This is a genomic window from Ruegeria marina, assembly GCF_900101475.1.
GTDB classification, from domain to species: domain Bacteria; phylum Pseudomonadota; class Alphaproteobacteria; order Rhodobacterales; family Rhodobacteraceae; genus Ruegeria_B; species Ruegeria_B marina.
In genome coordinates this window covers 241,593-264,761 of record NZ_FMZV01000001.1, presented here as the reverse complement: position 1 = coordinate 264,761, position 23,169 = coordinate 241,593, and the positions used below count along the sequence as shown (strand labels likewise).

The window sequence follows — 23,169 nt, the reverse complement described above, 5'->3', positions numbered from 1 at the left end:
CACGGCAGACGGAGGCAGCAGAGATGAAAGCACCGAACCACGTTCTGGTCGGCGGAGCGCCCGAGGGCTTTGACGCGCAACTGATCCTGAAGGAAGTTGCACGCACCGGCGGTCCGGTGCTGCATGTCGCGCGCGATGACAAACGGCTGGAGGCAATGCGCGCAGGATTGGCCTTTTTCGCCCCTGACCTGCCGGTTTTCGTGTTCCCGGCCTGGGATTGCCTGCCCTATGACCGGGTGTCGCCGAACCCCGATGTATCGGCGGCGCGCATGGCGACACTGGCGGCATTGGTGCATCAGATGCCGGAACGGTTCGTCCTGCTGACGACACTCAACGCCGCCACCCAGCGCGTGCCGGCGCGGGCAGTGCTGCGCGAGGCGGCCTTTACCGCGCAGGTGGGCCGAAGGGTCGACGAAGACGCGCTGCGCCAGTTCCTTGTCCGCATGGGTTTCAGCCAGAGCCCAACGGTGATGGAACCCGGCGATTACGCCATCCGGGGCGGTATCATCGACATCTATCCGCCGGGCGACAGCGGCCCGGTTCGGTTCGATTTCTTCGGCGACGTGCTGGATGGCGCACGCCGGTTCGATCCGGCAACGCAGCGGACCACGGAAAAGCTCGACATCGTCGAACTGGCCCCGGTGAGCGAGGTCATCCTGGACGAGGCGGCGATCACCCGGTTCAGGCAGAACTATCGCATCGAATTCGGGGCGGCGGGCAATGACGACCCGCTCTACGAGGCGGTCAGCGCCGGGCGCAAGCACCAGGGGATGGAACATTGGCTGCCGTTCTTTCACGAGGATCTGGAAACCCTGTTCGACTATCTCCCGGGAGCAACGGTGATACTGGATGACCAGTTGACGGCCGCGCGCCTGTCACGCTGGGACGGAATCCAGGATCAGTATGAAACCCGGCGTCTGGCGATGTCCGACAGGGCGCGGATGGACAGTGTCTACAAGCCCTTGCCGCCGGGCCTTCTGTTTCTGGACGATGCCGATTGGGGCGCGCTGTTGCAGGAGCGGAGGGTGATGCAGTTCAACCCGCTGCCGCAAGCCAGCGGGCCGGGGGTCATCGATGCGGGTGGCCGGATCGGGCGCAATTTCTCGCCGGAGCGTGCCCTGGAAAATGTCAGCCTTTTCGGGGCTTTGGCGGATCACATCAAGGCAAGGCTCGGCAAGGGCCCGGTCCTGATCGCGTCTTACTCCGAAGGCGCGCGCGAGCGTCTGATGGGGCTGATCGAGGACGAGGGCCTGGCCGAGGCGATCCCGGTTCCGAACGGCACCCGGATCGGCAAGCGCGGCCTGCATCTGGCGGTCTGGGCGCTGGAACACGGCTACGAGACGCCGGAGATCACGGTGATCTCGGAACAGGACGTTCTGGGCGACCGGCTGATCCGCCAGCCCAGGAAGCGGCGCAAGGCCGAGAACTTTCTGACCGAGACGCAATCCCTGTTGCCCGGCGATCTGGTGGTGCATGTCGATCATGGGATCGGCCGCTATCAAGGCATGGAAGTGATCACCGCCGCCGGGGCCGCGCATGAATGCCTGTTGCTGGAATATGCCGAGGACGCCAAGCTCTACCTGCCGGTGGAGAACATCGAACTCTTGTCGAAATACGGCCACGAAGAGGGTCTGCTCGACCGACTTGGTGGCGGCGCCTGGCAGGCCAAGAAGGCCAGGCTGAAAGAGCGCATTCGCGAGATGGCGGATCGCCTGATCCGCATCGCGGCCGAACGCGCCCTGCGCAAGGCACCGGTGATGGATCCACCTCCGCACGCCTGGGAGGATTTCAGCGCCCGCTTTCCCTATCAGGAGACCGACGACCAACTTCGCGCCATCGCAGACGTAATGGACGATCTGCATTCCGGCATGCCGATGGACCGGCTGATCTGCGGCGATGTCGGCTTTGGCAAGACCGAGGTGGCGATGCGTGCGGCCTTTGTTGCGGCCATGTCTGGGTTGCAGGTGGCGGTCATCGCGCCGACCACGCTCTTGGCCCGCCAGCATGCGGGCAGTTTCCGCGAAAGATTCCGGGGCTTTCCGCTGGAGGTCCGGCAGTTGAGCCGTTTCATCTCGGCCAGGGAGGCACAGCAGACCCGCGAGGGGCTGGCGCGCGGCACCGTGGATATCGTGATCGGCACCCATGCGCTCTTGGCCAAGGGGATCCGGTTCCAGAACCTTGGCCTGTTGATCATCGACGAAGAGCAGCATTTCGGCGTGGCCCACAAGGAGCGGCTGAAACAGCTGCGCTCGGACGTTCATGTGCTGACACTGACGGCAACGCCGATCCCGCGCACCCTGCAACTGAGCCTGACCGGCGTGCGCGACCTGTCGATCATCGGCACGCCGCCAGTGGACCGGCTGGCGATCCGCACCTATGTCAGCGAGTTCGACGCGGTGACCATCCGCGAGGCGCTGTTGCGCGAACATTACCGGGGCGGGCAGAGTTTCTATGTGGTGCCCCGCATCACCGACCTGCCGGATATCGAGAATTTCCTGAAGGAACAATTGCCCGAACTGACCTATGTGGTGGCACATGGCCAGATGGCGGCGGGCGAACTCGACGACCGGATGAACGCCTTCTACGACGGCAAATACGATGTACTGCTGGCCACGACCATTGTCGAAAGCGGGCTGGACATCCCCACCGCCAATACGATGGTGGTGCACCGGGCGGACATGTTCGGTCTGGCGCAACTCTACCAGATCCGGGGCCGCGTGGGCCGGTCCAAGGCGCGCGCCTATGCTTATCTGACCACCAAGCCGAGGGCGCGCCTGACCCCCGCCGCCGAGAAGCGTCTTAGGGTGCTCGCTTCGCTCGACACGCTGGGGGCGGGGTTCTCGCTGGCCTCGCAGGACCTCGATATTCGCGGCGCGGGTAATCTGCTGGGCGAGGAGCAGTCGGGTCAGATGCCCGATGTAGGATATGAGCTCTACCAATCGATGCTGGAAGAGGCGATCGCCAGGATCCGCAGCGGCCAGATGGAGGGGCTGAGCGAGGCCGATGACCAATGGGCGCCGCAGATCAACCTGGGCGTGCCGGTGCTGATCCCCGAGGACTATGTACCGGATCTGGACGTGCGGCTGGGTCTCTACCGGCGGCTTTCGTCGCTCAGTACCAAGGTTGAACTGGAAGGCTTTGCAGCCGAGCTGATCGACCGGTTCGGTAAGCTGCCGAAAGAGGTGAACACGCTGCTTCTGGTGGTGCGGATCAAGGCCATGTGCAAACGCGCGGGCATAGCCAAGCTCGATGGCGGGCCAAAGGGGGCAACGATCCAGTTCCACAACGACAAGTTTGCGTCACCTGCCGGGCTGGTGGAATTCATCCAGGGAGAAAACGGACTGGCCAGGATCAAGGACAACAAGATCGTTGTGCGCCGCGACTGGCGGTCGGATGCCGACAAGATCAAGGGGGCCTTTGCCGTCGCCCGCGACCTTGCAGAGAAGGCTTCGGTGGGCAGGAAAGACGGCAAGGGCTAGGACGCAGATTTTTCGTCGAAAAATCTGTAGGCCAAATCTTCTACGAAGATTTGGCGCCCTTCGCTCAGCGTCCCGAAGCGAAGGTGCAGGGCAGCCAGGCCTCGGATCCGGGGACAGGTGACCGGCAAGGGCGCAGGGCAAAGCAGCATCTCATTTCGCAGCCCGCATCGCCGCCTGTGCGCAGAAGCAGGACGCACCCACCGCGCGGTCGGCCCGGGCCAGCGCAAGGTCAAGCCGCTGCCGGATCTGCACGATCTCGACGGTTTCACCGCGCGCCTTGAGGCAGTCGTGCAAGCCCCTGAGACTCCATACATTATCTGGATGCACGGCGGCGCGGCTCAGGTGGCCGCCAAGCCCCAGATCGGCGCGGTACACTTCCTCGGCTTCGGCACGGTGGCCTTGCTCGAACAGCAGCGCGCCCAGCGCGTGGCGCGTCGGCTGCATCCAGCCCCAGGGCTCGTCATAGGGCAGGTTGTCGTCCAGCTCGACCGAGCGGCGCAGGTGGCTGTAGGCCGCGTCATGGTTTCCCTTTCGGTACTCGATCTCGCCGCGCAGCATTTCCCTTGCGATTTCCAGCAGATCGACGACGCGGTTATTGTGCAGGAGCCGGCTGTCCGGAACCCGTTCCGCCGCCGCCAGAAAGACCTGTTCCTCGGCCTCCGCTTCGGTCACGCGGCCAGTGGCGGCAAAGGCAACCGCGCGGGCATAATGCACCGTGGCGGTCAGGGTGCGGTACAGGTCGCGGTCGGCGGGCGGTTCCAGCGCGATCGCCTCTTGCCAGCGCCCGAAGCGGATCAGGATATGCGGGCCCATTGCCATGTAGCTTTCGAAGTAATCCGCCATCGGCGGGCTTTCGATACGCAGCATCTCTTCGGGGGTGGTTTCCCACAAGCCCCGGTTCGCGTCGAGCGCCGGCTGCATCTGTCCCAGGAACAATGCGCCGTAGATCACGAAATGGTAGTCGTGGATGCGGTAGCCAGAATAGATATTGAACGCACCTTCGCGGCGGAAGTATTTCAGATCGGCTTCGACCGCCTTCTGGTTCCAGTAGACGACATCGTGATAATGCCCGCACAAGACGTCAATATGCGTGGACATATGCACCAGATGCCCGGAATCCGGCACCAGCGTGCGCAGCACATCGCCGGCCTTGAGAGCTTTTTCAGGGAATGGCGACATTTCCATCAGGTGAACGTAGAGGTGCAGCAGGCCCGGGTGCGACATGGCGGCCGGATCGTCGCGCAACGCCGTTTCCAGAACCTCCTGCGCCTCCAGCGTGGCGGCCCCTTCGGCGGGGCGCCCGGTCTTGAGGTCCCACATCTTCCAGGGTGTCAGGTTGAGCAAGCTTTCGACGTAGACCGTACGCAGGTCGAGATGCGCCGGATCGGTAGCATAGGCTGCCCGCATCGCACCCGCAAAGTCATGGTCCCAGCGATGCATGTCGTCGTCAAGTTCACGCTGCGGATAGCGCGCGGGCAGGGCGCGGATCAGCGCCTGTTCCACCGGCGTGCAGCCATCCAGCCGTGCCAGCGCGGCCCGGGTGGCGTCGAATGCGGTCTGCAATGCCGTGGCGCGGCCATCGGTGTCGAACAACTCCCAGGGCATGTTGTAATTGGGGCCGGTGGCATAGGCGACGCCCCAATGGGCCATGGCGCAGTCCGGATCATGCTCCAGCGCGCGCTGGAAGCAGACGGCCGCCTCTTCGTGGTTGTAGCCATAGGTCCAGATCAGACCGCGATCGAACCAGAGTTGCGCCTCGGGCGACGTGGTCGTTATCGGGCAGGTATGGCTGCCCAGGTCATAGCCATAATCGTCCATTCCGGATACTCCCCTCTCTTACGAGAAGAGTACGCGAAAGCGGGTTACAGGGAAACCTCAGGCAGGCGGTCTTCGATCCGTCCCATGTGCAGCATCAGCAGGAATCCCAAGGTGCACATGGTCAGAATACCTGTGGTGAGCGGTGCCAAAGAGCCATCGAACAAGAGCCCGACGGGGGCGGCAATCGCGGCCGCGAGCACGGTGGCCACAGCGCCGATGACCGAGGCGGCCATGCCCGCGATATGCCCCATGGGTTCCATCGCGATGGCGTTCAGGTTGCCCAGTGTCGTGCCCGCCATGAAGAACACCGCCGTCTGCCAGGCGATGAACAGGCCGAAAGACAGGCTGTCCGACAGGGGCAAGCTGTTCAACGCGATCACGGCGAGAGTGATGATGATCTGCGCCCCAAGCGACCATGTCACCATACGGCGCATGCCGACCCGAACCACCAGGGCGGCGTTGAGCAGGCTGGCAGAGCCCGAAAGCAGAGCCACCAGGGCAAACCAGAACGGGAAACTGTCCGCCCGGTCGTGGATCACGTCATAGACTGGCTGAACCATGGTCAACATGGTGAACAGCGTCCCCATGCACAGCGTCTGCACCATGATCGACAGCCGGACCGTCGGGTGGCCGAACATCTGCCGTACCGCGTCGGCCAGCAGGGGAAGGCGGAACGGGCGCCGGTTCTCGACGGGCAGCGACTCCGGCAGGCGGAAGCCCATCCAGAGAATGGAGACGGTGGAAAACAGCACGAAGGCCGCGAAGATGCCGCGCCAGCCTGTCAGCGCGATGAGACCGGCCCCCATCAGCGGCGCAAAGGCCGGAAACAGGGTAAAGATCATCATGGCGATCGAGACGATGCGCGCCATCTGGCGGCCTGAGTAGAGGTCGCGGACGATGGCCATGGCGACGACTCGCGGACCTGCCGCACCCAGTCCCTGAGCGATACGGGCCGCCAGCACCAGTTCCAGCGAAGGGCTGGCCCAGGCAACGACGCTGGCCAGGACATAGAGCGCGGCGCCACCATAGATCACCGGCTTGCGTCCGAAGGCATCCGAAAGCGGCCCGGTGAAGAACGTGCCGATCCCCATGCCCAGCACGAAAGAGGTCAGGATCAATTGCGCGCGGTTGGGTTCGTCGGGGCTCAGCTCCAGCCCGATTTCGGGCAGAGCCGGCAACATCGAATCAATCGAAAACGCGATCGTGGCGAACATCATCGCGATCAGCGCGATGAATTCGGTCCTGGACATCCGGTCTGCCATGGGCGGTCTCCTTACCGATTAGCCGCTAACATGACCGGGGCAAGGGGGCCAGTCGCACAAACGCACAGAGCCATGTGGGATTATGCAGTACTGGTCTCAAGCTGGGACATGATCTCGCGGATCACCTTTTCCCAGAGTTCGGGCGGTTGTGCGCCGGGAACAGCATGCTGATTGGCCACGATGAAGGTCGGAACCGAGTTCACCCCCATCTCGCGCGAATGGGCATCGCGCTTGGCGATGTCGTCGCGGTCGGCGTCGGTCTTGAGCAGTTTCTGCACCACTGCCGCGTCCATTCCGATACTGTCGGCGATATCGCCCAAAACCTCATGATCCCCGATGTCGCGGCCCTCGGTGAAATAGGCGCGGAACAGCGCGTCGACCGCCTGCGCCTGCTTGCCTTCGATCCCGGCCCAATGGATCAGGCGATGGGCGTCGAGCGTGTTCGGCGTTCGTTTCATCGCTTCGAAATTGATGTTCAGCCCGGCCTTTTGCGCGTGTTCGACCACTGGGGCATAGGCGCGCACGGCCTCTTCCTTGCCGCCGAACTTGCTTTCGAGGTATTCGCGCCGGTCCATGCCGGCGTCGGGCATGTCGGGGTTCAGCTGGAACGGATGCCATTCGATGACAAAGGGATGATCGGGAATGGCTGCCAGCGCCTTTTCAAGATTGGCCTTGCCGATATAGCACCACGGGCAGATCGGATCGGACAGGATATCGAGCTTGACGGTCTGGGTCATCGGGACGGCCCCTTGAAATAGGCCGGCAGCGCCCGGCGCAGGAGTTTGCCGTTGCCGCCCGTAGGCAGCGCGGGAAGGTGGACGAAGGCGCGTGGTTGCTTGTACCGCGCCAGGTTGGCCTCGACATAGGCCCTGAGCGCGGTTTCGTCCAGTTCCCGGGGACCGGAATAGAAGGCGGCGATCACGAAGGTGTCGGGTTTGACCTCGACCGCGGCCGCTCCAGCCTGGTCGATCCCCGGATAGCGTGCCAGCACCGCTTCGACCTCGACCGGAGAGACGCGGTACCCGCCCGCGTTCATCATGTCGTCGTCGCGGCCCAGATAGGTGACCTGCCCGTCGATGGCCATCGCGCCCTGGTCGCCGGTCAGGAACCAGTCGCCCTGCATGCGGGCGGCGGCCTCGTCCGGGGCATTGAGATAGCCCAGCATCAGGCCAGGGTCACTCCGGTGCACGGCGATGGTGCCGGGTTCGCCCTGGGGCACGGGTCCGTCGGGTCCCAGGATCGCCACACGCCGGCCCGGCTGCGGTTGACCCAAGGCATCGCCCCTCGCCGGATGCGCCGGGGATGACGAGATGAATGTGGAGCATTCGGACATGCCGAATGCCTCGTATAGTTCGGAGCCGGTGGCCCGGCTCCATTGTTCGTGCAAGGCCCGAGCCAGTTTTTCACCGGCGCACAGGCCGTGGCGCAAAGCGGGCAGGTCCAACCGGTCGCGCCCTTGCAAGAGCTTGCGGTACACGCCCGGGGCGGCGGCAAAAATCGTCGCGTGATGCCGGGCCAGCAGATCCGGCAGCCGGTCGATATCCGTGCCTGGCGCGGGAATCAGCGCGGTGGCGCCAATGGTCCAGGGGTCCATCAGCCCGGTACCCAGTGTATAGGTCCAGTTGAACGCGCCTGCGTGGCACAGCCGGTCGTCTTCGGTCAGGCCGTACCAGCCATCGACCATCATCTGACGTGCCCAGATCGCCCGGTGGGCATGGGCCACCGCGCGCGGCTTGCCCGAGGTGCCGGAGGTATAGACTGCATAGGCCAGCCTGTCGGGGTCGCCCATGGCGAAATCGGACGGCGGCAGATCGTGCATGGCATTGAGTGCCTCGGTCCCAATCTGCTTGGGATGCGGGGCACAGGCGACATCTGCATCGCGCAGGACGGCGGCCGGGTTCAGTTCGGCGATCATCCGCGCGGTTTCCGGTTCGGTCAGTTGCGACGAGGTTGGAACCGGCACGATCCCTGCCGCAATGGCCCCCAGATAGGCAACCGGGAACTCGACCGTATTTCCCAGCCTCATCAGGACGAGATCCCCGGGTTTCAACCCGGTCTCCAGCAACCCGGTCGCCGTGCCGAGAATGGCCTGGCGCAAGCGTGCATAGCTCCAGTCGTCGGTCCGGGTGTCATGAAGAACGGACAAGGCGGTCTTATCCGCCAGTCGCTCTGCGTGACGCAGGACATGGGCGGCCAGGTTGAACGGGGCGGGGCAGGGCGGCGGTGGCCCTTGATCAAAGATCGACAGCATGGCTCTTGGCTAGCCTGCCTCCGCACCCGTTGCAAGCGGGCTGCTATGGTCCTATAGACAGCGACATGACCAGCCGCGACCCGAAATCCCTGATCCGAATTGCGCGTTCCAACGGTAGCCAGGGCGACGCCGAGCCGCTGGATCTTGGCGCCCGTGTCCGCGAGTTGCGCAAGGCGCGCGACTGGACGCTGGAACAGGCGGCGACCAAGGCCGGGTTGGCCCGATCCACGCTCAGCAAGATCGAGAATGGCCAGATGTCGCCGACCTATGAGGCGCTCAAGAAACTGGCGGTGGGGTTGCAGATCTCGGTGCCGCAACTGTTCACGCCGCCGCAGAAGGACCAGATCAACGGACGCATGGCGGTGACGAAATCCGGCGATGGCGCGGCCCATGCGACGGCGACCTACGAGCACGAGCTTCTTGCCGACACCCTGACCAAAAAACAGATGCTGCCCTATCGCGCGCGCGTCCGCGCCCGATCGATGGAGGAGTTCGACGGTTGGGTGCGACACGACGGCGAAGAGTTCCTGTACGTGCTGACCGGCGTCATCCGCCTGTACACCGAGTTCTACGAGCCGGTCGAGATGCGCCGGGGCGACAGCGCCTATTACGACGCATCCATGGGCCATAACGTGATTTCGACCAGCGACGAGGATGCAACGATCCTGTGGGTCACTTCGCTGTCCTGAGCATCTTCATTTTCCGCATTCGCGGTTCAATGCTTCGACATAGAGAAAATCGGCAAACTCTTCGCGCGCCTCGTCCAGCGTCAGGTTGTGCCTTTCCGCCAGATAGGCTTCGAAGCGGGCACGATCGAGCTTGAGAAAAGGCATGTCGCGTTCATGCAGGTTGGGAAATCTGACCTTCGCCCGTGCGAAGGAAGTACCCCAGTCACGGGTGAGGTCTGTCCAGGTCAACATGTCGAGCATTCCTCTGTGAGCCCCATGCGAAATGCTCCCCCCGCGGGACAGAGTAGAAATGTAACGGTTCAGCAAGCACCGGGCAAAACGCCGCACGACAAAAAGGCGAAGTGCCTTGGAGATTTCGCGAAAAAGGTGTGCTCCGGTCTGTTCCCCGGCTGACAGGCAGTTCAGCACCACATGGCCGTTGCCGACGGCGATCAGTTGCATGAGGATGAATATAGGAAGGTGGCCGAGGTAGAACTCGGCCTGAGTGTCTGCGAACCCGTGCACGACGGCCACCGCCGGGTTGGTGAAGGCGGCCTCGCAAATCACATATTTCAAGAAAGGTGAAAATATGGATCGGGAGTCAATCCCGGTACCACCAGACATCCGGCATGTACTGCGGCCCGTCGCCATAGATCGGCGTATAGTCCGGATGCCGCATCTGCCGGACATGGGCGATACGGCCAACGTCGAAATTCCAGATCGGGATCACGTAGCGCCCGGCGGTCAGAATGCGGTCGAGCGCACGGGTGGCGGCGATCAGTTCGTCCTGGCTGCGGGCGGACAGCATGGCGTCGATCATCGCGTCGATGGCCGGCAGGTTCGCACCCATCAGATTGCGGGTGCCGGGCTGGTCAGCGGTCTCCGAACCCCAATACAGCCGCTGTTCATTGCCCGGCGACAGGGACAGGTCACGTCGGAACGGGGTCAGGTCGAAATCCAGCTCGGCGATTCGGGCGGTGTACTGGGCGTTGTCGACCTTATCGGTCGTCGCGAGAATGCCCAGCCGCGCCAGTGCGCGAGTGTAGATCTCGATCACCGTCTGCATATCGGTGTCGCCCTGGCGGATCAGGAAGCGGAACGCAAAGCGATTGCCATCCGGGCCAAAGAGTTCGCCATCCCGGATGCCAAAACCGGCCTCGGCCAACAGGTCGGCGGCCTTGCGCAGATTGCTCCGGTTTCGGGCCGTGCCGTCGCCTTGCGGCAGGTTGTAACCCTCGATCGTGCCCGGCGGCAGATCGTGGACATACGGGGCCAGCAAGGCGGCGACGGCCCCGCTGGCTGGGCCGGGGCGATAGGCCAGATCGGTGCCCGAGAAATAGGAGGTGATCCGCCCCATGGCACCGCCGGTCACCGTGTCGTTGATGTATTCGAAGTTGAAGGCGAGCATCAGCGCCTCGCGTACCCGCCAGTCATCAAATGGCGCGCGGCGGGTATTGATCACGAAACCGGTCATGCCTGACGGTTTACCGTGCACGATCTCGGTCTTGAGGACATCGCCGCGTTGGACGGCCGGGAAATTGTAGACACTGTCCCATTTTTGCGCGTTGAACTCGCGTACCGCACTGATCTCGCCCGCCTTGAAGGCTTCGAACAGCACCGACTGGTCGCCGAAGAAGTCGATCCGCATCTCGTCGAAATTCATCGTGCCGCGCCGGAACCCGATATCGCGGCCCCAGTAGTCGGCGTTCCGGGAAAAAGTGACATAACGGCCCGGTTCGTAGGCGGACACGACATAGGGACCGGTGCCGATCGGGATATCGTGAATGTCGCCCTCGGCCAGGCTGCGCCCGTCCCATTGCGCCTTTTTCAGAATTGGGCGCAAACCGGCCAGCATGGCGAGCTCCCGGTCGTCATCGGCAAAGGTGATGCGCACGCTGCGCGGCCCGGTCGCCTCGATCGCCGCTATGCGCGACCAGAACCCGCGATAGCGCAGGTGTCCTTCGGTGCCGAGCGTCCGGTAGGACCAGATCACATCCTCGACCGTGACAGGGCTTCCGTCCGAGAATCGGGCCTCGGGCCGCAGGGTGAATTCCACCCAGGAACGGTCTGCAGGTGTCTCGACCGATTCGGCAAGGAGGCCGTAAAGGGTGAACGGTTCGTCCCAACTGCGGCCCATCAGGCTCTCGTAGGACCAGAACTGCATCTGCCAGGGAACCGTGCCTTTCTGGGCAAAGGGATTGAGGCTGTCGAAGCCCCCGGTGTTCCCGAACACGATGCGGCCACCCTTTGGGGCGTCCGGATTAGCATAGGGCAAAGACACAAAATCCGGTGGCAAGGCCGGTTCACCATACATAGCTATGGCATGTCGCGAATCTGCCGCGGCGTTGCCTGCGGTCAGAACGAGGACGATTCCCGCCGTCAGCCGGCGGAAAGTACAGAAAAAATCTAGTCGCACTTGCGCAACAATCCTGCTCGGGCCTTATTTTCTTGGTCATCACCCTAACGACGGATTCACGTATTTTCAAACTTTTAGCTTGGATGCGAGCACGGAATTGCTTATAAAGGGGTCACTGCTCGATAGGTTTCTTGCCTGTATGAAACCTGCCTCAATAACTTAACGCCCGCCTTGCGCGGGCGTTTTTTTTTGGTTTGCCGGTAATGGATTTCGGCTTCAGCAAAACCTTCCAGGGAAACGAGGCCGCGCGTTTTGCCGTTCCCTTTGCAAGTGCAGCATGGCAGGGTTCCGCGCGACGGACATTTCAAGAGAGGGCAAGACATGTCGCTGAAGGGAAAGACCGCTATCGTTACCGGCTCCAACTCCGGTATCGGCCTTGGCATTGCAAGGGAACTGGCGCGTGCGGGAGCGGACGTCGTGCTGAATTCGTTCACCGACCGGGATGAAGATCACGCGCTGGCCGCGCAGCTCGCGGGCGAGTTCGGAGTTGCGGTGCGGTATATCCAGGCCGACATGTCCAAGGGCGAGGAGTGCCGTAATCTCATCGCGCAGGCAGGGGTCTGCGATATCCTTGTGAACAATGCCGGTATCCAGCATGTGTCGCCGATCGACGAGTTTCCGGTCGAGAAATGGGATGCGATCATCGCGATCAACCTGAATTCGGCGTTTCACACCACCGCTGCGGCGCTGCCGATGATGCGGGCTGCGGGCTGGGGGCGGATCGTCAACATCGCCTCCGCACATGGTCTGACGGCCTCTCCTTTCAAGGCGGCCTATGTCGCGGCCAAGCATGGCATCGTGGGGATGACAAAGACCGTGGCGCTGGAAACCGCGCAGGAACCGATCACCTGCAATGCCATCTGCCCGGGCTATGTCCTGACGCCGCTGGTCGAGGCTCAGATCCCCGACACGATGGCCAAATACAACATGGGACGTGACGAGGTGATCAAGAAAGTCATGCTGGAACGCCAGCCGTCCAAGGAATTCGCCACTGTCGAACAGCTGGGTGGCACTGCGGTGTTTCTGTGCTCGGATGCGGCGGCGCAGATCACCGGCACCACGATCAGCGTCGATGGCGGCTGGACCGCGCTGTAATCAAAAAGGAACCGGCCGGGGGATGCCTCGGCCGGCTGCCGGATTATCGTTCGGGATGCGGTCAGGCGGTCGAAGTTGGCGGCCTGGCCCAATCGGTCAGTGTTGTCTCAAGATCGCCATAGCCGGTGAATCGCCGCTCGAAGGCGAGGCCGAGCCGGTCGGCGCAGGCGCGCGCCTTGGCGGTCAGGGCCGGGTCGTCGGTCTGGGCCTGGTAGATCAGCTTGGTGTAATTGCCGAACATCATCGGGATCAGTTCGGGGTGGCGGTCGAAGCCCATCGGTTTCCACACGAAGGCATCGAACTGGCGCACCAGGAAATCGGTCAGGTAGAAGGCGGTGAACTCCTGTTCCGCGATCTCGGCGAAGCGATCGTTGCCCTCGAAGAAGGAATAGCAATGCGGCCCCTTCACCATCTCGACCCCGAGCCGCGCGCAGGCCTGTTCCAGCAACCCGCCGGTGCCGCAATCGGCATAGACGACATAGATGCGGGCATAGCGCGCCCGGTGTTTGGCGACTGCCTCCTCTACGGCGGCAGTGATCCGGTCGGGGTGAACATGCAGGATGGCCGGCAGGCAGGTCAGGTCCATGTGCGACCAACCGTTGCGGTCGCGCAGGTCCAGGATCTCGCGCGCCAGAGCGCCGCAGGCGATCAGCAGGATACGCGCCTGGCCACTGCGCAGGTCGAGCCCGTCGCGGGTCAGCGCGTCGTCGTCGGGCAGGGGGCTGGTATCGGTCATCGCGGTTCCGTCCATGTCTGGACCCTGAGAATGGTGCATTACAGGCCGGGGGCAAGCCCCTGGCCGACATGGCGCATGAAAGTTCCGACACCGGGGCCGGGCGCCGTGCGAAACGCCAGCTCCCGGAACGCGCGAGGCCACCCGCAAGGGTGGCCCCGGCCTTGTACGGTTGCCCTGTCGGCTCAGACGGCCATGCGGTTGTGCTTGCGACCAACCCAATCCTTGGCGGTTTCCACTGCCACGGCCGCGTCGCGGCAATAGGCGTCGGCGCCGATCGCCTTGCCGAATTCCTCGTTCAGCGGCGCGCCGCCGACCAGGACGATGTAATCATCGCGCACGCCTTTTTCGACCAGCGTGTCGATCACCACCTTCATGTAGGGCATGGTGGTGGTCAGCAGCGCAGACATGCCCAGGATGTCGGGCTGTTCCCGCTCCAGCGCGTCCATGTAGTTCTCGACCGGGTTGTTGATGCCCAGATCGACCACTTCGAAGCCTGCGCCTTCCATCATCATCGACACAAGGTTCTTGCCGATGTCGTGGATGTCGCCCTTGACGGTGCCAATCACCATCTTGCCCACGCGCGGGGCACCGGTTTCGGCCAAGAGCGGTTTCAGGATGGCCATGCCGCCCTTCATCGCGTTGGCGGCCAGCAGCACTTCGGGCACGAACAGGATGCCGTCTCGGAAGTCGGCGCCGACGATGGTCATGCCGCCCACCAGTGCCTCGGTAAGGACGCGGTAGGGCGCCCAGCCGCGTTCGAGCAGGATGTTCACGCCCTCCTCGATCTCTTCCTTCAGACCGTCGTAGAGGTCGTCGAACATCTGCTGGACGAGTTCTTCGTCGTCGAGTTCCGACAGGATGATGTCTTCTTCTTCCGACATGGCGCGATTCCTTGAGCGTTGGTGGGGGGCTGCCCCGGATACTTTTCCCCTTTTTGCCCAAGGGTCACTTTTCGACTGCGTCGATTGCGACATGGGCGGTGTTGCAACCGACCTATAGAAAGGAAATCCCCCGAATAAAAATGAGTAATTCGCAGAATGATCATGGACAGGGCGCATGATCCGGTCCGCCGCGGTGCTTTCGGGACTTGATCGGGCTGATCCCGTGCTTGCGCAATGTTCGCAAAATGTTCTATTCATGTTCCATGACGCGACCAGATTCTTCCCTCAATCCCGGCATGCGTACGCTTGGCCGTGGCGCGCTCAGCAACGAGGTGGGGCGTTTCGAACGATATGGGCGGGTCTGCGAATCCGATGGATGGGACAACGACCCGGACTTGCCGCTGCTCCGGACCGATGTCGCGTTTGAGACCGCGCGCAGCCTGATCACCTACAACCGTTCGCCGGATCTGCCCTTCGACCGGTCGATCAACCCCTATCGGGGCTGTGAACATGGCTGCGTCTATTGTTTCGCGCGTCCGACCCATGCCTATCTGGGACTGTCGCCGGGGCTCGATTTCGAAACCCGCCTGGTAGCGCGGCCCAATGCGGTCGATGTGCTGCGGTCGGAACTGAGCGCGCGCCGCTACAAGGTCGCCCCGATCGCCATTGGCACCAATACCGACCCCTATCAACCGATCGAGAAAACCCACAGGATCACCCGCGCCTGCCTGGAAGTTCTCGCCGATTTCGGTCACCCGGTGGCCATCGTGACCAAGGGCGCGCTGATCGAACGGGATCTGGACATCCTGGCTCCGATGGCGGCGCGCGGGCTGGTGCGCGTAGGCATCTCGCTGACAACGCTCGACGCCGATCTGTCGCGGCGGATGGAGCCGCGGGCGCCCGCGCCGAAGAGGCGTCTGGCGATGATCCGTGTACTGACCGATGCCGGGGTTCCGGTTCGGCTGATGACCTCGCCGTTGGTGCCGGGGCTTACCGATCACGAGATGGAGGCGCTGCTGGCCGCCGGGGCCGAGGCGGGCGCCGACACGGCCAGCTGGATCATGCTGCGCCTTCCGCGCGAGGTGTCGCAGCTCTGGCAGGAATGGCTGGCCGAACACGTGCCGAACCGCGCGGCCAAGGTGATGACGCGGCTGCGCGAGATGCACGGCGGGCGCGATTACGATCCGCGCTGGGGCCACCGGATGCGCGGTGAAGGGCAATACGCCGAGATGATGGCGCAACGGTTCAGGACCGCTTGCAAGCGACTAGGGCTGGCACAGCAGGCGCCAGCCCTCAGATGTGATCTGTTCCGGGTGCCGGCGCAGGCCGGCGATCAGCTCAGCCTGTTCTGACCGGACAGCGGACTCAATAGGTTTCGACCAGATCCATTTCTTCGACCGGCTCGCTCGCCATCATTTCATAGGCCAACTCGTCATGCATGGGCTGGGTCATCAGCGCCATGACATCGTTCAGGTAATACTGGTCGTCGCAGATCGGCGGTTGCGGTTCCTCCTCGCACTGGCCGATCAGTTTCAGAGAGTCTTCGCGGTCGTCGCTGCCCTCGTCTCCGACCGAGGTCAGCCGCAGGCCAAAGAACTCGCCGCTGAAATCCTCGAGACTCAGCCCGTCGGGATGTGACAGGGTAAAGCTGGTGGCGCGAATATCGTCGCCTCCTCCGATACCGGTGTGCCCGATCGCGATACCGGCATCGAACCCGTTTGCGGTCTCGCTCGTCTCGCCTTCCTGCGTACCGTGCATGTTGACGCCGTTGCCCAGATTGTTCACGGACCCGGCCGCGAATTGCGATCCGGTCACATCGTCGCCGGTCACGGTCATGCCGTTCAGGAGGCTGTCATCGGCGACGTTGAAGAACAATCCGTTGATATCGCCGATCTGTCCGGTGGCGTCCGGATCGTCGCCCTCCAGCACTTGCAGATCGACCCGGATATCGCCGTTCTCCAGCTGGGTCAGTACCACTTCGGTATTGACCGGCCCCTCGATGAGGAAGGCGCACTCGTCATCTTCATGCTCTTCCTCGCCATAGCCGTCGCCGCTGTTGGTGCTGTCGCTGACCGTCTTGACGATACCGTTCTCTGTATCCGAGTTCACCACCGCGGCGAGGCTGTCGAGGTCGATATCCTCGATGCTGAGCGGGCCGTTTTCCGACCACATCGTAAAGTTGGCGGCGCTGACATGGCCTTGGGTCGAATCCGGTGTCAACCCGAACTGAATGCCGGCGTCATAGGTTTCTGCCAGTTGCGCACCATTGCTCAAGCTGTCGACCGCATCCGGGTTCATCTGGATGTCCGTGACGGGGGCCCATTGCGTTCCCTGGTTTTCGTCGGGCCAGATATGCAGCCCGTTCATGGTCGCATCGTCGGTGAAATTGAAGAAGAAACCGTCGAGATCACCAACTTCTGCATCCGGGTCTTCGGATTTGATATCTATGAAAAGGCCGCCATCAAACTTTTCCACGATGGTGACCAGCAGACGCGGTTCGCAGCCCAAAGTCACGGTGATCTGTGTTTTTTCGCCAATCGTTCCGGTCATATTGACCCCCCTAAGATGAACCGCAGCCGAAGTTAGAGAGGTGGCCACAATTTGGACATATAATAAACGATTTCTCGTCCAAAACCCGTGGTTTGGGGCCCTTGTCGTTGATCTTTCGGAAACAAAATCTTTATGTGCGGAGATCCGTTCGCGATACAGGAAACAACACCCGCAGGTCAGTCCCTGGTCGGCGCGGGCATGATTCTCCGGAAGGCGAGGCTGCGGGCAACCGCCGGCGCATGATTTGCGAAACAGGCCGGTTGGTCCTTCGTGCCTGTGCGAAACGATCGGTTGCATGTGTCAAACGAAAAACTCCGGCGGACGGGCCGCCGGAGTCCGGAAAACAGGCTGACCGGTCGGATCAGCGGTTCTCGATATCCACGTAGTCGCGTGCGGTAGAGCCCAGGTACAACTGGCGCGGCCGCCCGATCTTGTGCTGTGGATCGGCCAGTTGTTCCTTCCACTGGCTGACCCAGCCCACGGTGCGCGACACCGCGAAGATCGGGGTGAACATCGATGTCGGGAAACCCATCGCCTCGAGAATGATGCCCGAGTAGAAGTCCACGTTCGGAAACAGTTTTTTCTCGGCGAAGTAGTCATCGGCCAGGGCGGCGCGCTCGAGCTCCTTGGCCGTGGCCAGGATCGGGTTGTTCTCGACGCCCAGAAGGTCCAGCACCTCGTCTGCGGATTGCTTCATCACCGTCGCGCGCGGGTCGAAGTTCTTGTAGACGCGGTGGCCAAAGCCCATCAGGCGGAACGGATCGTTCTTGTCCTTGGCGCGGGCGATGAATTCGGGGATGCGATCGGGGGTGCCGATCTCCTTGAGCATCTCCAGACACGCCTGGTTCGCGCCACCATGCGCCGGCCCCCAGAGGCAGGCGATGCCGGCGGCGATGCAGGCAAACGGATTGGCGCCCGAGGACGAGGCCAGACGCACCGTCGAGGTCGAGGCGTTCTGCTCGTGATCGGCATGCAGGGTAAAGATCCGGTCCATGGCGCGCGCCAGGATCGGATCCACATGGTAGGTCTCGGCCGGTACGGCAAAGCACATCTGCAGGAAGTTGGCCGCATAATCCAGGTCGTTGCGCGGATACATGAACGGCTGGCCGATCGAATACTTGTACGCCATCGCGGCAATGGTCGGCATCTTCGCGATCAGACGGTGGCTGGCGATTTCACGCTGGTGCGGGTCGCTGATATCGGTCGAGTCGTGGTAGAAGGCCGACATCGCGCCGACCACACCCACCATCGTCGCCATCGGATGCGCATCCCGGCGGAAGCCGCGGAAGAAATAGTGCATCTGCTCGTGGATCATGGTGTGACGGGTGATCGTGGTTTCGAACTTCTCCAGATCCTTCGCGGTCGGCAGCTCACCATAAAGCAGCAGGTAGCAGACTTCGAGATAGTGCGACTTTGCAGCCAGCTGGTCGATCGGATAGCCGCGGTGCAGGAGTTCGCCCAGTTCGCCGTCGATATAGGTGATGGTGCTGTCGCAGCTTGCGGTCGAGGTGAAGCCCGGATCGTAGGTGAATACGCCCGCCTGTCCATAGAGCTTTCGGATGTCGATCACGTCCGGGCCGGTCGATGGCGAAAGGACTGGCAACTCGTAGTTTTGGCCGTTCAGGCTGAGCGTCGCGGTTTTCTTTTCTTCAGTCATTTATGTCCCTTCCTCATGGCAGGCACGGGCGCACTTCGGCGGTGCGCGATACGTGCGGGCGGGCCTGCGCGCGGACGCGCAAGCTCAGGTAGTAACCGCGAGACATTGCACGATCATGAAGATCAGGCAGCGTCCGCCGCGTCCTGGATACGGGCCAGAGTTTCATCTCGTCCCAAAACCAGCATCATGTCGAAAACCGAGGGCGTTACCGACCGTCCTGCAAGTGCTGCCCTCAGCGGGCCAGCCAGCTTGCCGAACTTGGTTTCCTTGGCCTCGGCAAAAGCGTTCAAAGCTTCTTCAAGACTATCTCGCGTCCAGCTAGCATTTTGCAAATGCGGCGTCAATTCATTCAGTATACCGTCGGATACAGAGGCGAGCGCCGCTGCGGCCTTCTCATCCGGGACGATCGGCCGGGACGTGAGGGCAAACTCAGCTTTTTCAAGGAGTTCCGGAAATGTTCGGGCGCGGTCCTTGAGGCAATACATCGCACGTTCCAGAGCATCGGACTGCGCCGGCGTGAGTGGCGGAAGTTTGGCCGCCACCATATATTCCTCAATCTCATGCCGCAATGCAGCATCATCGGAAACCGCGATGTGCTGGCCGCAAAGATTCTCGAGCTTCTTCAAGTCGAACCGGGCGGGCGACTTGCCGATTCCGTCCAGATCGAACCATTCCCTGGCCTGTTCATCGGTAAAGAATTCGTCGTCACCGTGGCTCCAGCCCAGCCGGGCCAGGTAGTTGCGCATGCCGGCAGCGGGATATCCCATTGCCTGGTATTCCTGCGCACCAAGCGCGCCGTGCCGTTTTGACAGTTTCTTGCCGTCCGGTCCGTGAATCAGAGGAATATGTGCCCAGACCGGAACCGTCCATCCCATCGCTTCGTAGATCATCATCTGGCGCGCGGCATTGTTCAGGTGATCGTCTCCGCGGATTACATGGGTCACACCCATGTCGTGGTCGTCGACCACCACGGCAAGCATGTAGACCGGAGTTCCGTCCGACCGGAGCAGCACCATGTCGTCAAGCTGGTCGTTGCGGATGCTCACGTCTCCCTGCACCCGGTCCCGGATCACGGTTGTCCCTTCCAGCGGCGCCTTGATGCGGATCACATGGGGCGCGTCGGGATGCGTCGCCGGATCGGCATCGCGCCAGGGCGAGCGATAGAGCGTACTGCGGCCTTCGGCGCGGGCCGCCTCGCGGAAGGTTTCGATTTCCTCTTGCGTCGAAAAGCATTTGTACGCCTTGCCGGCGGCCAGCAGTTCATGCGCGACCTCGGCATGACGGGGCGCGCGTTCGAACTGGCTGATCACCTCGCCGTCATGGTCGAGCCCCAGCCAGCCCAGACCCTGCAGGATGGCGGCCGTCGCTGCGGGAGTCGAACGGACGCGATCTGTGTCCTCGATACGGAGCAGGAATTTTCCGCCGCGCCCCCGGGCATAAAGCCAGTTGAACAAGGCGGTACGAGCCCCGCCGATATGCAAGTAACCTGTGGGCGAGGGGGCGAAACGGGTGACGACCTGATCCGTCATGAGAGCATTTTACCTTTTGGTAACCGTAAGGGGGCTAGGGTTCTGCGGTCTGTCTAACGAGCCGGGCGGGTAGGAGCAAGCATGCGTCTCGTGGCACCGATCGAACGCGCCCTGCTGATTCAGAGGGGGCATCTTTTCCCCTGGGTACCGGTTTGCTTGGGGGTTGGGATCGGTTTGTACTTTGCACCCCTGCACGAGCCCGGACTAGCGGTCATCGTGACATGCGCCACTCTGGCACTGGTGCTGGCTTTTGTCGCGGTCCTGCATCCAGGGGCATGGACGCCACTGATATGGGCCGCAGCTCTGGTGGCGGCGGGCGTTGTTCTGGTGTCATCGCGGGCACATCACGTTGCGGCACCGGTTCTGGGTTGGCGCTACTTCGGGCCAGTCGAGGGCCGGGTCGTCGGGCTTGACCGCTCCGCCACGGACCGTTTGCGGGTGACGCTCGATCAGGTGCGGCTGGACAGGGTGCCGCCGGCCGCAGTGCCGCATGGCGTGAGGATATCTGTGCCCGAGGACAGTCTACGCATCATTCCGGGGGCCCGGATCATGACTACGGCGCATCTTTCTCCGCCTCAGGGGCCGGTTGAGCCCGGTGGCTTCGACTTTCGGCGTCATGCCTGGTTCCAGCGCCTTGGCGCGGTTGGCTATACGCGCGCACCTGTCGTGATCGCCGCTCTGCCGGACCATGATGAGCCGAGGCTGCATGTGTTTGCGATCCGGGTCGCGATCTCGAAACACATACAGGATCGTTTGCCGGGCGATGTCGGCGGTTTTGCGGCAGCGGTGACCACCGGTGACCGCAGTGGAGTGGGCGAGGAAGCGATTGCGGCGCTGCGGGCGAGCAATCTGGCCCATCTGCTTGCCATTTCCGGGCTTCACATGGGGTTGCTGGCGGGTTTCGTCTATTCGTCGATCCGGTTCGGCCTGTCCCTGATCCCGTCCCTGGCGCTGCGTCTTCCGGTCCGCAAACTTGCCGCGATCGGAGCCCTTGTGGTCGCGGCTGGCTATCTCGCGCTGTCCGGGGGCAATGTTGCCACCCAACGCGCCTTCGTTATGGTCGCGGTCATGCTTGGTGCTGTTCTGGTCGACCGGCGGGCGCTGTCGCTGAGATCCCTGTCGGTTGCGGCGCTTGTGGTCCTGCTGCTCAGGCCCGAGGCGTTGCTGGGACCGGGGTTTCAGATGAGTTTCGCCGCAACCGTGGCGCTGGTCGCGGTGTTCGGATGGGTGCGTGACGCAGACATCATGCTTGGGCCTCGGTGGCTGCAACCGGTTATGGGTGTAGTGCTGTCATCGGCAGTCGCCGGGCTTGCTACTGCGCCTTTCGGGGCCGCGCATTTCAACACTGTGGCGCATTACGGGCTGATGGCCAATCTTGTGTCGGTTCCGGTCATGGGGACTTTGGTTATCCCGTCGGCGGTTCTGGCCCTGGTGCTGACGCCTGTCGGGCTGGACTGGATCGGGCTGGAACTGATGGGGCTCGGGTTGCGCTGGATCCTGGCAGTGGCGCATTGGGTGCAGGACTTGGACGGGGCGCAGGGCCATGTGGTCAGTTCCGGCCCGGCGGTGTTGCCGCTGTTGGCGCTCGGCGGTCTGTGGCTGGTCCTCTGGCGGGGAAGGCTACGCCTGGCGGGTGGGGGCGCAATGATCCTGGCACTGGGTCTTTGGGCGCAGGCGGAACGCCCCGCGATACTGATAGCGGATACCGCCGGGCTGGTCGGGGTGATGACCGACGAAGGCCGTGCGCTCAGCAAACCGCGCGGCGCCGGTTTCATTGCCGATGTCTGGCTTGAAAACGATGGCGACGGCGCCGATCAGGCCACCGCTGCCGCGCGTTGGCCTGACAGCGGCGGCACGCGGCGGCTTTCGACTGGGACCGTTGAAGTCATACATGTGACCGGCAAACGCAGCGCAGGCGAGTTGACCACCTGTTTGGACAACCAGATCGTGGTTTCGGCCGTACCGTTGACGCTCGACGGATCCTGCTTGGTTTTCGACGCCGACCATCTTTTGAGTACCGGTTCGGTCAGCCTGACCAGGGATGGCAAACTGACGGGTATTGCCGGAGAGGGCCGTCGACTGTGGTCGCCGCCTCGATCTTTTCAATAGGTGCGGATCAACCCGACCAGGCGGCCCTGGATGCTGACCTTGCCTTCCGGAAAGACGCGCGTCTCGTAAGCCGGGTTCGCCGCTTCGAGGGCAATACCGCCGCCCCGGCGATAGAACCGTTTCAGCGTCGCCTCGTGGCCTTCGATCAGAGCAACCACGATATCGCCGTTGTTGGCGGTGGAGGTTTCGCGGATCACCACCACGTCACCATCGTTGATCCCTGCCTCGATCATCGAGTCGCCCTTCACCTCGAGCGCATAGTGATCGCCCTGACCGATCATGCTGCCGGGAACGGCGACCTGATGCGAGACATGGCTGATCGCTTCGATCGGCACGCCGGCGGCGATACGTCCCATCACCGGCAGTTCGATTGCGTGAACCGCGACCGCCTCGGCCTGTGCCGGGCGCGGGTGGTCCGGCCGATCCCCGTCGATCACCCGGGGCGTGAAGCCCGCCACAGGTTCTCCGCCAAGGCTTTCAGGCAATTTCACGATCTCGATCGCCCTTGCACGATGGGCGAGGCGACGGATGAAGCCTCGTTCCTCAAGCGCCGTGATCAGACGATGAATGCCTGATTTCGATCGCAGGTCCAGGGCCAGTTTCATTTCGTCGAAACTGGGTGGAACGCCATCCTTCTGCATCCGCTTGTGAATGAACTCCAGCAAATCCAACTGCTTCTTGGTCAGCATTGCCCGTCCTCATTGATCCATGCGTTTAC

At 62.7% G+C, this 23,169-nt stretch carries 17 protein-coding genes; 5 read left to right on the top strand and 12 right to left on the bottom strand.

Features of this window, described 5'->3' with window-relative positions:
• The first annotated feature begins 23 nt into the window (after positions 1-23).
• Positions 24-3,479: a transcription-repair coupling factor gene (mfd, locus tag BLT75_RS01290; RefSeq protein ID WP_093026900.1), complete on the top strand. Its 3,456-nt coding sequence runs from the start codon at positions 24-26 to the stop codon at positions 3,477-3,479.
• A 150-nt stretch (positions 3,480-3,629) separates the two neighbouring features.
• Here mfd and BLT75_RS01285 read toward each other — a convergent pair whose 3' ends face one another.
• The 4 genes from BLT75_RS01285 to BLT75_RS01270 all read right to left on the bottom strand — a co-directional run bounded on the left by BLT75_RS01285 (position 3,630) and on the right by BLT75_RS01270 (position 8,810).
• Entirely contained in the window at positions 3,630-5,297 is a 1,668-nt protein-coding gene (locus BLT75_RS01285) for a tetratricopeptide repeat protein (protein ID WP_093026898.1), read from the bottom strand.
• Between the two features lie 44 nt (positions 5,298-5,341).
• On the bottom strand, positions 5,342-6,559 hold the full coding sequence (locus BLT75_RS01280; RefSeq protein WP_093026896.1) for a multidrug effflux MFS transporter: 1,218 nt from the start codon (positions 6,557-6,559) through the stop codon (positions 5,342-5,344).
• An 80-nt stretch (positions 6,560-6,639) separates the two neighbouring features.
• Entirely contained in the window at positions 6,640-7,296 is a 657-nt protein-coding gene (locus BLT75_RS01275) for a DsbA family oxidoreductase (protein ID WP_093026894.1), read from the bottom strand.
• On the bottom strand, positions 7,293-8,810 hold the full coding sequence (locus BLT75_RS01270) for a class I adenylate-forming enzyme family protein (protein ID WP_093026892.1): 1,518 nt from the start codon (positions 8,808-8,810) through the stop codon (positions 7,293-7,295). The genes BLT75_RS01275 and BLT75_RS01270 overlap by 4 nt, the downstream gene beginning before the upstream one ends.
• Positions 8,811-8,875: 65 nt before the next feature.
• On the opposite strand from BLT75_RS01270, the gene BLT75_RS01265 reads away from it, so the two are divergent.
• Positions 8,876-9,499, top strand: a complete 624-nt coding sequence (locus BLT75_RS01265; RefSeq protein ID WP_093026890.1) for a helix-turn-helix domain-containing protein — start codon at positions 8,876-8,878, stop codon at positions 9,497-9,499.
• Between the two features lie 6 nt (positions 9,500-9,505).
• On the opposite strand, the gene BLT75_RS25175 is transcribed toward BLT75_RS01265, so the two are convergent.
• Positions 9,506-10,102 (bottom strand): hypothetical protein, encoded by a 597-nt coding sequence (locus tag BLT75_RS25175; RefSeq protein ID WP_342726676.1) that lies wholly within the window; start codon positions 10,100-10,102, stop codon positions 9,506-9,508.
• Entirely contained in the window at positions 10,080-11,894 is a 1,815-nt protein-coding gene (locus tag BLT75_RS01255; RefSeq protein ID WP_425441106.1) for an extracellular solute-binding protein, read from the bottom strand. The genes BLT75_RS25175 and BLT75_RS01255 overlap by 23 nt, the downstream gene beginning before the upstream one ends.
• A gap of 321 nt (positions 11,895-12,215) precedes the next feature.
• Between BLT75_RS01255 and BLT75_RS01250 the strand changes: the two genes are divergently transcribed.
• Complete coding sequence (locus BLT75_RS01250) at positions 12,216-12,989, top strand: 3-hydroxybutyrate dehydrogenase (protein ID WP_093026886.1); 774 nt, start codon at positions 12,216-12,218, stop codon at positions 12,987-12,989.
• Positions 12,990-13,050: 61 nt separating this feature from the next.
• On the opposite strand, the gene BLT75_RS01245 is transcribed toward BLT75_RS01250, so the two are convergent.
• Positions 13,051-13,725 carry a DUF1638 domain-containing protein gene (locus tag BLT75_RS01245; RefSeq protein WP_093027319.1) on the bottom strand — a complete coding sequence of 225 codons (675 nt, stop codon included), beginning with the start codon at positions 13,723-13,725 and terminating at the stop codon, positions 13,051-13,053.
• Positions 13,726-13,907: 182 nt separating this feature from the next.
• Positions 13,908-14,606 (bottom strand): corrinoid protein, encoded by a 699-nt coding sequence (locus BLT75_RS01240; protein WP_093026884.1) that lies wholly within the window; start codon positions 14,604-14,606, stop codon positions 13,908-13,910.
• 296 nt (positions 14,607-14,902) lie between these two features.
• Between BLT75_RS01240 and BLT75_RS01235 the strand changes: the two genes are divergently transcribed.
• Positions 14,903-15,958 carry a PA0069 family radical SAM protein gene (locus tag BLT75_RS01235; protein WP_093026882.1) on the top strand — a complete coding sequence of 352 codons (1,056 nt, stop codon included), beginning with the start codon at positions 14,903-14,905 and terminating at the stop codon, positions 15,956-15,958.
• A gap of 13 nt (positions 15,959-15,971) precedes the next feature.
• Here the strand turns inward: BLT75_RS01235 and BLT75_RS01230 are convergent, their stop codons facing one another.
• The 3 genes from BLT75_RS01230 to gltX form a co-directional block, all read right to left on the bottom strand.
• Entirely contained in the window at positions 15,972-17,156 is a 1,185-nt protein-coding gene (locus tag BLT75_RS01230) for a hypothetical protein (protein WP_093026880.1), read from the bottom strand.
• 361 nt (positions 17,157-17,517) lie between these two features.
• Positions 17,518-18,813, bottom strand: a complete 1,296-nt coding sequence (locus BLT75_RS01225) for a citrate synthase (protein ID WP_093026878.1) — start codon at positions 18,811-18,813, stop codon at positions 17,518-17,520.
• A 122-nt stretch (positions 18,814-18,935) separates the two neighbouring features.
• On the bottom strand, positions 18,936-20,342 hold the full coding sequence (gltX, locus tag BLT75_RS01220) for a glutamate--tRNA ligase (RefSeq protein ID WP_093026876.1): 1,407 nt from the start codon (positions 20,340-20,342) through the stop codon (positions 18,936-18,938).
• A 174-nt stretch (positions 20,343-20,516) separates the two neighbouring features.
• Here gltX and BLT75_RS01215 point away from each other — a divergent pair, with 174 nt between their 5' ends.
• On the top strand, positions 20,517-22,451 hold the full coding sequence (locus tag BLT75_RS01215; RefSeq protein ID WP_245706298.1) for a ComEC/Rec2 family competence protein: 1,935 nt from the start codon (positions 20,517-20,519) through the stop codon (positions 22,449-22,451).
• Here BLT75_RS01215 and lexA read toward each other — a convergent pair.
• Complete coding sequence (gene lexA / locus BLT75_RS01210) at positions 22,445-23,140, bottom strand: transcriptional repressor LexA (RefSeq protein ID WP_093026874.1); 696 nt, start codon at positions 23,138-23,140, stop codon at positions 22,445-22,447. The two genes, BLT75_RS01215 and lexA, sit on opposite strands and share 7 nt — an antisense overlap.
• Positions 23,141-23,169 lie beyond the last annotated feature (29 nt).